Raw genomic sequence first — 12,366 nt, 5'->3', positions numbered from 1 at the left:
TTTCGAGAGGCGCGTATCCTAGGGTGAGCGCGAATCGGTGTGGGTGCTTATCTCCCGACCGAGAATTTCTGAGGACAACGGGGATTAGTATGGCTCAGCCAAGCGTAGCGCGTGAACCGTCCATGGAAGAGATCCTGGCATCCATCCGCCGGATCATCGAGAGCAATGATCCCGTGAACGGTGGAAGCCTGACGCAGGATGCAGCGTCGCTGACCGACGATCAGGGCGAAAGCGACGAGGACATGGGCTATGACGGCGGCGAATTCGTCCCGGCCAACGATGCCGGTTCCGCTTTCCCCCTGTTTCCGCAGCGGGACATGGAGCGCGCCGAAGTCGAGCCGCGTCGCGAGCCGGTCCTCGAACAGGCTCCGGAAGCACCCAAGAGCGTGTCGCTTGCCGATCTCGCCGCCCGTGTACGATCCGCCTCCGAACGCACCGAACGTCCGAGCCCGCCGCAATTGTCCAACACGACTGCCCATGTGACGGTCTCGCAGCCACGTCGCGACAGCGAAATTTCGGCCGACGAGGCGCAGCATAGGGTGCCTGTCATGTCGACGCGTCTCTCCGAGATGCGCGACCAGCAGCTGCGCCCGACGAACGCCGCCGAACCGGCTCAGGCACCAGCGCCGCGTGTCGAACGGGAAGCCGAGCGCCCCGCAGAACCGTCGCCGATCGGGCGCATGGCCCATGTTGAGGTTCGCGCTGAACGCAGGGAGCCGACATTCCTGGAACCCGCCACGGAGCAGGCAGAGCCATCGTTCGAGGTGGACATGCAGACGACGTCCGCCGCCACCGATATGCATCAGAAGACGGAAAACGAGGGACGGGATCTGACCGCCCTTGTTTCCGCCGCAACAGTCGAGCAGGTTTCGCGCTCCTTCTCCGAACTCGCGGCCGCCTTTGACGGCAGCGAGCGCCGTTCACTCGACGAGGTTGCCGAGGAGATGCTGCGTCCGATGCTCAAGGACTGGCTCGACGACAATCTGCCGACGCTGGTGGAGCGTCTCGTGCGCGAGGAAATCGAACGCGTCGCCCGCGGCCCGCGACGCTGATTGAACTCCCTTTGGGGATCATGGGCCGCTCGCAAGAGCGGCCTTTTTTATTGACTTGGTTTTGTCAGTCCTATTTACCAAGCCACATCCAGAACTCGAAAATCCGGTCGGAAAATGCTCGAAAAGACCTATGATTCAGCCGCCGTCGAACCGAAAATCGCGAAAGCATGGGAAGACGCCGATGCGTTTCGTGCCGGCGCCAATGCGAAGCCGGGCGAGGACACCTTCACCATCGTGATCCCGCCGCCGAACGTCACCGGTTCGCTGCATATGGGTCACGCGCTGAACAACACGCTGCAGGACATCATGGTCCGCTTCGAGCGTATGCGCGGCAAGGATGTGCTGTGGCAGCCGGGCATGGACCATGCCGGCATTGCGACCCAGATGGTCGTCGAGCGCAAGCTTGCTGAAAACGGCCAGAACCTTTCGCGCCGTGACATGGGCCGTGAGGCCTTTATCGAGAAGGTCTGGGAATGGAAGGAAGAATCGGGCGGGTTGATCTTCAACCAGCTGAAGCGCCTCGGCGCCTCCTGTGACTGGTCGCGCGAGCGCTTCACCATGGATGAGGGTCTGTCGGCCGCAGTCCTCGAAGTTTTCGTTTCGCTTTATAAAGAGGGCCTGATCTATCGCGGCAAGCGGCTGGTCAACTGGGATCCGAAGTTCGAGACGGCGATCTCCGACCTCGAGGTCGAGAACAAGGAAGTTGAAGGCCATATGTGGCACTTCAAATATCCGCTCGCCGGTGGTGCGACCTATACCTATGTCGAGAAGGATGAGGACGGCAACGTCACTTTCCAGGAGGAGCGCGACTATATCGCGATCGCAACGACGCGGCCTGAGACCATGCTCGGCGATGGCGCGGTGGCCGTCCATCCCTCGGATGAGCGTTACGCGGCGATCGTCGGCAAGCTCTGCGAGATCCCTGTTGGACCCAAGGAGCATCGTCGTCTGATCCCGATCATCACCGACGAATATCCGGATCCGAAGTTTGGCTCGGGTGCGGTGAAGATTACCGGCGCGCATGACTTCAACGACTACCAGGTCGCCCGCCGCAACAAGATCCCGCTCTACCGCTTGATGGACACCCAGGCGAAGATGCGCGCCGATGGCGAGGATTATGCCGTCTACGCCGCGCGTGCCCTCGACATCGCCAAATCAGGCGAACTGCCGAACGAGACCGAGGTTGACGATATCAATCTGGTCCCGGAAGAGTATCGCGGCCTCGACCGTTACGAAGCCCGCAAACGCATCGTTGAGACGATCAATGCGGAAGGTCTCGCCGTCACGGTGAAGGACGCCGAAGGCAATGACATGCCCTTCGTCGAGAACAAGAAAATCATGCAGCCCTTCGGCGACCGTTCCGGCGTCGTCATCGAGCCGATGCTGACCGACCAGTGGTTTGCTGACGCAAAGACGCTGGCCGAGCCGGCGATTGCTTCCGTGCGCGAAGGCCGCACCAACTTCGTGCCGAAGAACTGGGAAAAGACCTACTTCGAGTGGATGGAGAATATCGAGCCCTGGTGTATTTCCCGCCAGCTCTGGTGGGGTCACCAGATCCCTGCCTGGTATGGTCCCGACGGTCAGGTCTTCGTCGAGAAGACCGAGGAAGAGGCGCTGCATTCGGCGATCCAGCACTACATCGCCCATGAAGGCCCCTGGAAGGCTTGGGTCGAAGAGAAGCTCGAGAATTTCCAGCCCGGCGAGATCCTGACTCGCGACGAGGACGTGCTCGACACCTGGTTCTCGTCCGCACTCTGGCCCTTCTCGACGCTCGGATGGCCGGACGAGACGCCGGAACTGGCGAAGTATTACCAGACCGACGTGCTGGTCACCGGCTTCGACATCATCTTCTTCTGGGTCGCCCGGATGATGATGATGGGCCTGCACTTCATGAAGGACGAGGACGGCAAGCCGGTCGAGCCCTTCCACACGGTCTATGTGCATGCGCTGGTTCGCGACAAGAACGGCCAGAAGATGTCGAAGTCCAAGGGCAACGTCATCGACCCGCTGGAGCTGATCGACGAATACGGTGCCGACGCGCTGCGCTTTACGCTGGCGATCATGGCAGCCCAGGGTCGCGACGTGAAGCTCGACCCGGCACGTATTGCTGGCTACCGTAACTTCGGCACCAAGCTGTGGAACGCCACGCGTTTTGCCGAAATGAACGGCGTGAAGGCCGATCCGGCATTCCTGCCGGAGACAACCTCGCTCGCCATCAACCGCTGGATCCTCACCGAGCTTGCCCGCACGGAAGCCGAGGTGACAGAGGCGATCGAGAACTATCGTTTCAACGACGCCGCCGGCAGCCTCTATCGCTTCGTCTGGAACCAGTTCTGCGACTGGTATCTGGAATTGCTCAAGCCCGTCTTCATGGGCGAGGACGAAAGCGCCAAGAAGGAAGCGCAGGCCTGCGCGGCCTTTGTGCTTGAGCAGATCTACAAGCTCTTGCATCCCTTCATGCCCTTCATGACGGAAGAGCTCTGGGCCCATACGGCAGGCGAGGGTGTGTCCCGCGATATGCTACTCTGCCACGCCGACTGGCCGACGCCGGAATTCTCCGATGAGAATTCGGCAGCTGACATCAACTGGCTGATCGATCTGGTCACCGGTATCCGCTCTGCCCGTTCGGAAATGAATGTGCCGCCGGGCGCGACAGCCCCGCTCGTCGTCGTCGGCGCCAATGGCGTGACCCAGGAGCGGTTGATCCGCCATGATGCGGCGATCAAGCGTCTCGCCCGTGTCGAGGCGATTACCGTTGCCGATGTCGCACCGAAGGGCGCTGCCCAGATCGTCGTCGGTGAGGCAACCGCCTGCCTGCCGCTGGGGGCCTTGATCGATCTCTCTGCCGAAAAGGCCCGAATCGAAAAGGCAATCGCCAAGGTGGACCAGGAACTGGGCCGCATCGCCGGAAAGCTGGGCAACGAGAAGTTCGTCGCCAATGCCAATCCGGAGGTGGTGGCTGCCGAGCGCGAACGCCAGCAGGAGCTTGAAGTGCAGAAGGCGAGCCTCCTGACCGCGCTTTCGCGGGTTATCGAGGCAGGTTGATCTGCAAAAGCTTCAGGAATGAAATTCTAAAGGCCGGATCTTGCATCCGGCCTTTTCTTTTTTGCGCTGCACCATGCTGAAAAGGGTGTTTTGCTCTATTTCATATTGATTCTGAGCGTTATCTCGTTGCCAAGGTCCTCATTGCCTGCCTGGGTCGGGCGAGATGCATAAAATTCGACCAAGGTGATGATCGGCAATACTGTGGCGCACGCGCAACGCATGGTGTTTTGTGTAAAATTTTTTTCTCACGGATCAGGATCTTTGGGCGGCATTGGAGAATTTTTGTCCATGGCCCCGGCGTTTTGACGTGCGCGTAAGGATCGTTACGTAAAAATTTGGGTGAGGGAACAATCCTGTGATGGCCGTCACCGGATTGCCATCCTCTCGCACATGTCTAGTATGCCAATCACAGTTTTGCCTGAATTGGGGAGAGACATGGCGAACCATTTGATGAAGACAACGGCCCTCGGGCTGATCGCAGCATGCGCATTCGTGGGAGGCGCGCAGGCAGGCGGTCTTGAACGTGGCGGTTACAACATCGACCTTCTGTTTCGATCCGGGCCAGTATGTGTTCGAGAGTGGCGTGACGTATGTCGCGCCGGACCGCACGCTTAAGAACGTACGCGATACGCAAACTGGCGTTAACGCAATTCAGGGTGGTAACTTGAATAACCGCGCCACGAGCGTCGGGGAGACCGAAAGCTATTTCGTGCCACGGATCGGCGTCAAGGCAAGACTTGTCGAGGGCGTTGATTGCGTCGCGGACTACTCCCAGCCATGGGGTGCCCATACCAAGCCTGGATCTAACTGGGCTGGCGCAAACCAAAATATCGAGACGAAGGTCAATAGCCACAATTACGGGCTGACCTGCTCTTACAAGTTCGATCTTGGTCCTGGACAGGCAAGGATCATCGGCGGCGGCTTCTATCAGGAAGTTGACGGATTCAAGGAGCGGCTTGTAATCGATCCTGTTCAAGCCGGCCTCGGTACCTTGACGGGGGTTGGGCGCCTGGATCTTGAGGGCGATGGTTACGGCTGGAGGATTGGTGCCGCATACGAAATTCCCGAGTATGCGCTTCGTGCAAGCCTTGTTTACAACAGCCAGGTGAAGTTGGATGACATCACCGGCACACTTGACTTAAGGCAAGTTGGTCAGACCCTCGAAAATGTCTATGGCTCGGCGGCGATGCCAGACTCCATCGAAATGAAGATTCAGTCAGGTATTGCCCCTGACTGGTTGGCCTTCGGTTCGGTTAAGTGGACCGATTGGAGCCAGTTGCAGAAAGTGCGTTTTCTACCGTGTAGGGACTACCACTGAGCGCACCTCGCTTGATCTGGCCTATCGTGACGGTTGGACGGTCAGTGGCGGCATCGGGCACAAGCTTAATGACCAGTGGAGCGTTGCAGGTTCCGTGACCTGGGATCGTGGCACCTCTCAGGGCTTTGGTGCTCAGAGCGACACGTGGATCTTCGGCACCGGTGTTTCCTACACGCCGACGGAGAATGTTGAATTCCGTCTCGCAGGTGCTGTCAGCGTGCTCACGTCGGGTAGTTCGGGCCAGATCACCACTGGCGGTGAAACCTATGGCAGCGACGTCTCCTACGACTTCGGCACCGACCTCGCCGCAGCAGTCTCGACCTCGCTCAAGGTTCGCTTCTGATCTCTGCGACATCGAATTGATCGAAGCCCGGCTTGTCCGGGCTTCTTTCGTTTAAGCCCGTGCAACGGTCTTTCAGCTTTCCGGAATGTGATGATTCTGCAACATCGCCTCTATCCTTCCTGTCAGGCCGCTCATCGGGCGAATTTGTCCATTTCCCGCCACAAACGAAGAGCACCGGTGTTGCGTGGAACGGCGGGGGCTGTTTCCGAGCGTGGTGTTAAGAGTTTCACATGAGCCTCTGGGGCGAAAATTCGGTGCTGATAGCAATGACTTCGGTCGCTTTTGGGGAGCGTCCAGACTGTCTCGAAGGGAAAATGGATCGGGCGCGATCGATCGCCCCGGTCTTGCCGGAAATCGAGTCTAGTCTCTCTTCCATGCAGACGAGAACAAGAAGGAGCGATGACGGAAGCTCCGACCGGGCAATCGGTCATGAACCGTCTATTCATCGGTTGGATGTATTCTTCGGATCGGGCGCAGGTGAACTCGTCGCACACGTGGGGCGAGGCTTCTGATGTCCATCATGACTTGGAAATTGTGCGGACCCATGCGTCTCGGTGACTGGAAGACTTCGGCAATGCTTCTGACGGCGGCTCTTCTGCTGTCCTCGAGCCCGTCTGCTCGTGCATTCGATATGAACGCCGGCGTGAATAAGGAATCCGGTCCCTTCGATCTCTTCAAGTTCGGCTTCAACGCCTACAAGAAGGGCCAGAAGGAAGAGGCGGTTGAGGCCTATCGCTACGCAGCGGAAAAGGGCCATACCGGCTCGCGCTGGGCGCTGGCCAACATGTATGCGGCTGGCGACGGCGTCGTCGAAAACGACTTCGAGGCCTTCAAGATCTATGCGGAGATTGCCAATCAGGGTGTCGAGCCGGGGTCGGCGGATACCGGTTTCTTCGTCAACGCGCTTCTTTCGCTTGCCCGCTATTACCGGCAGGGGATCCCGGACAGCCCCGTCAAGGCGGACCTCGCGCAGGCACGGCAGATCTATTTCCAGGTAGCATCGACCTTTGGTGTGCCGGAAGCGCAATTCCAGCTGGCGCGTATGATCCTTGCTGGCGAGGGCGGCAGGGTGAATGTCCAGCAGGCCAAGAAGTGGCTGAACATGGCCCGCAAGAGCGGCCATGCCGGCGCCATGTCGATCTTCGGCAATGTACTGTTCGAAGAAGGCCAGACGGTGCGCGGGCTCGCTTTCCTGACTGCAGCCCTGGATCGTTGCAGCGCCAAGGATTGTCCCTGGATGCAGGAATTGCAGGAGCGGGCGTTTTCCCTCGCCACCGAAGACGACCGCAGGGTGGCGGTGGCGCTTGCGCCACAGGTCTACGAGCAGGGCGACTGAACCCTTTGTGGCTGATGGTGCATATGAAAATGGGCGCCTCGGCGCCCATTTCTGTGTCTGCGATCCGTCGCTGTCTCAGAACGCGAAATGCCCGACGACCGGCACGTGGTCGGATGGCTTTTCCCAGGCCCGCACGTGTTTTTCGATCGCCGTCGAACGCAGCCGGTCGGACGCCTCGGGCGAAAGCATCAGGTGGTCGATGCGGATGCCATTGTTCTTCTGCCAGGCACCCGCCTGATAGTCCCAGAAGGAAAACAGCGGCGTCTCGTCATTGGTCGCACGAACGGCGTCAACGAAGCCGAGGTTTTCCAGGCGGCGAAAGGCCGCCCGTGTCTGCGGAAGGAAGAGTGCATCCGTGACCCACTGGCTCGGGTCCTTGGCATCATGCGGCTCGGGGATGACATTGTAGTCACCGGCAAGGATCAGCGGCTCTTCGAGCGCCATACGATCGCGCGCAAAGGCCTCAAGGCGTGCCATCCAGGCGAGCTTATAGGGATATTTCACCGGGTCGTCAGACGGATTGCCGTTGGGTAGATAGAGCGAGACGACACGAAGGACGCCGCCCTCGACGGAGAAGACGCCTTCGATGAAGCGCGCCTGCTCGTCGGTCTCGTCACCCGGCAGGCCGCGGTTCACTTCGTCGGGCTTCATCTTCGAGAGGAGCGCCACGCCGTTGAAGCCCTTCTGACCATGGGTCTCGACGTGATAGCCAAGCGCCTCGATCTCTCCACGCGGAAACCCTTCGTCGACCGACTTGATCTCCTGCAGGCAGGCAATATCCGGTTGGCTATCCTTCAGCCACTGGCACAGGTTCTCGATGCGCGCCTTGACGCCGTTGATGTTCCAGGTGGCTATTTTCATCATGCTCATACGGAGAAGCTGGTGCCGCAGCCGCAGCTCGCCACCGCGTTGGGGTTCTTGATCTGGAAGGACTGGCCGAGCAGGTTGTCGACGAAGTCGATCTCGGAGCCAGCCATGTAGATGATCGACATCGGGTCGATCAGCACCGTGGCGCCGTCACGGCTGATCACGATGTCGTCGCCAGCAGGCTGGCCGTCCAGGTCAAACTTATAGGAAAAGCCGGAACAGCCGCCGCCTTCGACGGACACGCGCAGCGCCTGCTTGTCGGCATCGGCTGCGACGATTGCGGCGATTCGCTTCGCTGCGGCTTCGGAAAGGGTAACGGTTTCGGTGCTCATTCTGCCTCCTGCCGGGTTCAAGGCCCGGTGAAAACGGTTCTATTCGGCGCAAATCACCACAATGTCACGCAATTGCGCGACTTTTGATCCGGCGAGACGGCCCGAAGACCCTTCGGAACCTGCATCGCCTTGCGGCTTTGTCCGCTATAGGTATGAAGGCACACGAGTTGCGTCAATGGGGAGCAGGCGGCACGCGCATGACGATCGATCAAGCAGCATTGGGTTTCGGGACCGGAGAACGGGCGATCTACGCGACCAATCCGTGGGCGAGCCGCGGCCGTCTCTTCGAAGAGGGCGGCAGCCTCACCCGCTCCGAATTCCAGCGCGACCGTGACCGCATCGTCCATACGACCGCCTTTCGCCGCCTCAAGCACAAGACCCAGGTCTTCATCGGCCCGGATGGCGACCACTACCGCACCCGGCTTACCCATACGATCGAGGTGGCCCAGATCGCCCGTGCTCTCGCCCGCGCCCTGAAGCTCGACGAGGACCTGGCAGAAGGTGTGGCGCTGGTTCACGACTTCGGTCATACGCCATTCGGGCATACGGGCGAGGATGCGCTGCACGAGGTGCTGAAACCCTATGGCGGCTTCGACCACAATGCCCAGTCGTTGCGCATCGTCACCAAGCTGGAGCGCCGCTATGCGGATTTTGACGGGCTGAACCTCACCTGGGAAGCGCTTGAAGGTTTGGTCAAGCACAACGGGCCTCTGCTGACCAGGGACGGGCAGGGGACGCGTGGCCCGGTTCCGCAGCCGATCCTCGACTATTGCGAAATCCACGATCTGGAACTGGCAAGTTTCGCCGGTCTGGAAGCGCAGGTCGCAGCGATTGCCGATGACATCGCCTACAACACCCATGACATCGACGACGGCCTGCGCTCGGGCTACCTGACCTTCGAGATGTTGGAAGACGTTCCCTTCCTCGCCGGCCTGATGAAGGAGGTGCGCGACCGTTATCCGCATCTCGATCCTGACAGGTTCACCCACGAGATCATGCGCCGGCAGATCACCCGCATGGTTGAGGACGTGATCAGCGTGGCGCAGGAGCGGCTGAAGACGGTCCAACCGCAGAGCGTCGAGGAGGTGAGGGCGGCCTCAATGACGATCGCGACCTTCTCCGATCAGATGGCCGAGACCGATAAGGCAATCAAGAAGCTGTTGTTCAGCCGTATCTACCGCCACCCCGACATCATGCGCATCCGGGCCGCGGCGGCCGAGATCGTCACCGATCTTTTCAATGCCTATATGAACGACCCGAAGCTGATGAAGAGCCACTTCTGGGTGAACCATATCTCGGGCCTCAACGATGGCCAGAAGGCCCGCCATGTCGGGGACTATCTGGCCGGCATGACCGACACCTATGCGGTGCGAACGCATCGCGAGCTGTTTGACCGGACTCCTGAATTGCGATAGGCACCCGACGAAATTCTTTAGAGAACGCCGGGACTGAGCTCCGGCGCGCAGGGACACGCCATGAACCTTTTCGCCGATTTCGAAATCCGGATCAAAGCAGCGCTCGACGAGATCGAGGCGGTGCGCGAGAAGCGCGACAGCCTCGACTTCAGCCGCATCGTTGTCGAGCCGCCACGCGATCCGAGCCATGGCGATGCCGCGACCAATGCCGCGATGGTGCTCGCCAAGGGCATGGGCATGAACCCGCGCGCGCTCGCCGACCTGATCGGCGAAAAGCTGAAGCAGGATCCCGACATCGCAGACGTCGGCGTCGCCGGTCCAGGCTTCATCAACATCCGCCTGTCGGTGCCCTATTGGCAGCGTCTGCTGGCGACCATGATCCGTCAGGGGACCGATTTCGGTCGCGCGACCGTCGGTGCCGGCCACAAGGTCAATGTCGAATATGTCTCGGCCAATCCGACCGGGCCGATGCATGTCGGCCACTGCCGTGGCGCCGTCGTCGGTGACACACTCGCCAACCTGCTTGGCTTTGCCGGCTATGAGGTAATCAAAGAATACTACATCAACGACGCCGGCGCACAGATCGACGTGCTCGCCCGCTCGGCCTTCCTGCGCTATCGCGAGGCGCTCGGTGAGGATATCGGCGAGATCCCGACGGGGCTTTATCCGGGCGATTATCTCGTACCGGTCGGCAAGGCGCTTGCCGACGAATACGGCACCAAGCTTTACGGCATGCCGGAAGAGGACATGCTGGCCATCGTCAAGGAAAAGGCCATCGATGCGATGATGGTGATGATCCGCGACGATCTCGCCACGCTGAATGTGCATCACGACATCTTCTTCTCTGAGCGCACATTGCATGCCAATGGTGCCGCCAAGATCCGTACCGCCATCAACGACCTGACCTTCAAGGGCCACGTCTATCGCGGCACGCTGCCGCCGCCGAAGGGGCAACTGCCGGAAGACTGGGAAGACCGCGAGCAGACGTTGTTCCGCTCGACCGAGGTCGGTGACGACATCGACCGTCCGTTGATGAAGTCTGACGGCTCCTACACTTACTTTGCCGCCGACGTCGCCTACTTCAAGGACAAGTTCGACCGCGGCTTCTCCGAGATGATCTACGTGCTCGGTGCCGACCACGGCGGCTATGTGAAGCGGTTGGAAGCCGTAAACCGCGCGGTCTCGGAAGGCAAGTCGAAGCTGACCGTGCTGCTCTGCCAGCTGGTCAAGCTCTACCGCGACGGCGAGCCGGTGAAGATGTCGAAGCGCTCGGGCGACTTCGTAACGCTGCGTGAAGTGGTTGAGGAAGTCGGCCGCGATTCGGTGCGCTTCATGATGCTCTACCGGAAGAACTCCGAACCGCTCGATTTCGACTTCGCCAAGGTAACCGAGCAGTCGAAGGACAACCCGGTCTTCTACGTGCAGTATGCCCATGCCCGCTGCATGTCGATCATGCGCCAGGCGAAGGAAGCCTTGCCCGATCTCGATATCGAGCAGCTCGACCTTGCCGGTGCCGTAATGGGACAGATCGAAGATCCGACGGAACTCGCCCTGATTGCCAAGCTTGCCGAATATCCCCGAATCATCGAGGCGGCCGCACTGTCGCAGGAGCCGCATCGACTTGCATTTTACCTGCATGATCTGGCAAGCTCGCTCCATACTCACTGGAACAAGGGCAAGGATTCGCCCGAATTACGCTTTGTTAACGATAAACATAGAGAATTAACCATCGCCAGGCTTGGGCTGGTGCATGCTGTCGCCTCCGTGTTGAAGTCGGGACTGGCCATTACTGGCACCGAAGCTCCGGTAGAAATGCGATAGTATCGTCACCAATTCCCCACATTGCGCTGGCAGGCGTTGAGTCGCGTGAGTGAGTGGAACAGGTAATGGTACAGAAGCAGGCTGCAAACAGCATTCGATCGCAGGGCGACGGTTTCGCGGATGATGATCCGTTGGCGGAACTCGCCCGCATCGTTGGGTTCGATCAGCCGCTGAAGCGTGAGCCGGTTGTCTCGCTTCCGCAGGCGCCCGACATGCGCTCGGCCGAATTCAATCTCGAAGACGAATTGATGCGCGAGTTCGAGGGCTATGAGGCCTCGCCCGCGCCGCCGTCCTATGCGCCGCCGCTGTCTGTGCCCGAGCCGGTCGTCGCGCGTCCGGCCATCGTCGAGAGCGTTCCTGTGGCTCAGTACCGCGAAGAGCCGCGTTTCGAGTCGGAGCCGACCGTTTCCTATTCTGCGCCGCAGGCGGCCTATGCGCCCGAATCGGTCGAATATTCTAAGTCCGTCTCGGCTTATGAAGACGCCTATGTATCGGATATGGATCTGTACGTGGCCGATGCCCAGGAGCCGGGTCGTGTCGATCACGCGCCTGTCGCGGAGCAGGTCGAGCCGGAAGTGACGTTCGATCTTGCCGACGAGCTTGAATTCGCTGTCGCCGATGCTGATCTGCGCCCGGTCGCGCCGCCGCAGCCGGCTCAGGTCGAGCCGCCGCGTCTGCGGCTGCCGCTCGCCAATTTTTCCGCCCAGCCGGCCCGTCGCCCGGAGCCGCAGCTCGCGGTCGAGCCGCCACGCGAAATTCCGGCACTCGATCTGCAGGGTTACGATGCCCCGAGCGTTCAGTCGATTTCGGTCGAGAAGGAGCCGATGGCGCTTGATT

The 12,366-nt window shown here is 60.2% G+C and carries 7 protein-coding genes and 1 pseudogene; 6 read left to right on the top strand and 2 right to left on the bottom strand.

From position 1 onward, the window contains the following. Window positions 1-89 precede the first annotated feature (89 nt). The 4 genes and pseudogenes from BSY240_RS04365 to exoR all read left to right on the top strand — a co-directional run bounded on the left by BSY240_RS04365 (window position 90) and on the right by exoR (window position 7,094). Window positions 90-1,052, top strand: a complete 963-nt coding sequence (locus BSY240_RS04365) for a PopZ family protein (protein ID WP_069041531.1) — start codon at window positions 90-92, stop codon at window positions 1,050-1,052. Between the two features lie 114 nt (window positions 1,053-1,166). Next, the gene (locus BSY240_RS04360; protein WP_069041530.1) at window positions 1,167-4,097 is read left to right on the top strand and encodes a valine--tRNA ligase; all 2,931 of its coding nucleotides are present in this window, start codon (window positions 1,167-1,169) and stop codon (window positions 4,095-4,097) included. Between the two features lie 435 nt (window positions 4,098-4,532). Beyond that, a pseudogene (locus tag BSY240_RS04355) lies at window positions 4,533-5,758 on the top strand (OmpP1/FadL family transporter). Window positions 5,759-6,332: 574 nt separating this feature from the next. Then, window positions 6,333-7,094: an exopolysaccharide production regulator ExoR gene (exoR, locus tag BSY240_RS04350; protein ID WP_236759355.1), complete on the top strand. Its 762-nt coding sequence runs from the start codon at window positions 6,333-6,335 to the stop codon at window positions 7,092-7,094. 75 nt (window positions 7,095-7,169) lie between these two features. Here the strand turns inward: exoR and xth are convergent, their stop codons facing one another. Together xth and erpA are read right to left on the bottom strand one after the other, a co-directional pair. Next, window positions 7,170-7,955, bottom strand: a complete 786-nt coding sequence (gene xth, locus BSY240_RS04345; protein ID WP_054150223.1) for an exodeoxyribonuclease III — start codon at window positions 7,953-7,955, stop codon at window positions 7,170-7,172. 5 nt (window positions 7,956-7,960) lie between these two features. After that, complete coding sequence (erpA, locus tag BSY240_RS04340; RefSeq protein ID WP_054150140.1) at window positions 7,961-8,293, bottom strand: iron-sulfur cluster insertion protein ErpA; 333 nt, start codon at window positions 8,291-8,293, stop codon at window positions 7,961-7,963. A gap of 197 nt (window positions 8,294-8,490) precedes the next feature. On the opposite strand from erpA, the gene BSY240_RS04335 reads away from it, so the two are divergent. Together BSY240_RS04335 and argS are read left to right on the top strand one after the other, a co-directional pair. After that, complete coding sequence (locus BSY240_RS04335; protein ID WP_069041529.1) at window positions 8,491-9,708, top strand: deoxyguanosinetriphosphate triphosphohydrolase; 1,218 nt, start codon at window positions 8,491-8,493, stop codon at window positions 9,706-9,708. A 60-nt stretch (window positions 9,709-9,768) separates the two neighbouring features. Continuing rightward, complete coding sequence (argS, locus tag BSY240_RS04330; RefSeq protein WP_069041528.1) at window positions 9,769-11,529, top strand: arginine--tRNA ligase; 1,761 nt, start codon at window positions 9,769-9,771, stop codon at window positions 11,527-11,529. Window positions 11,530-12,366 lie beyond the last annotated feature (837 nt).

This window comes from Agrobacterium sp. RAC06 (assembly GCF_001713475.1).
In the GTDB taxonomy this organism is placed as follows: domain Bacteria; phylum Pseudomonadota; class Alphaproteobacteria; order Rhizobiales; family Rhizobiaceae; genus Allorhizobium.
The sequence above is the reverse complement of the archived record's forward strand: the minus strand, read 5'-3'. Positions and strand labels throughout refer to the sequence as shown.

Excerpts from the sequence above, each read along its gene's own strand:
- BSY240_RS04365 (WP_069041531.1), top strand. The coding sequence starts at position 90 with ATGGCTCAGCCAAGCGTAGCGCGTGAACCGTCCATGGAAGAGATCCTG.
- BSY240_RS04360 (WP_069041530.1), top strand. The coding sequence starts at position 1,167 with ATGCTCGAAAAGACCTATGATTCAGCCGCCGTCGAACCGAAAATCGCG.
- exoR (WP_236759355.1), top strand. The coding sequence starts at position 6,333 with ATGCTTCTGACGGCGGCTCTTCTGCTGTCCTCGAGCCCGTCTGCTCGT.
- xth (WP_054150223.1), bottom strand. The coding sequence starts at position 7,955 with ATGAAAATAGCCACCTGGAACATCAACGGCGTCAAGGCGCGCATCGAG.
- erpA (WP_054150140.1), bottom strand. The coding sequence starts at position 8,293 with ATGAGCACCGAAACCGTTACCCTTTCCGAAGCCGCAGCGAAGCGAATC.
- BSY240_RS04335 (WP_069041529.1), top strand. The coding sequence starts at position 8,491 with ATGACGATCGATCAAGCAGCATTGGGTTTCGGGACCGGAGAACGGGCG.
- argS (WP_069041528.1), top strand. The coding sequence starts at position 9,769 with ATGAACCTTTTCGCCGATTTCGAAATCCGGATCAAAGCAGCGCTCGAC.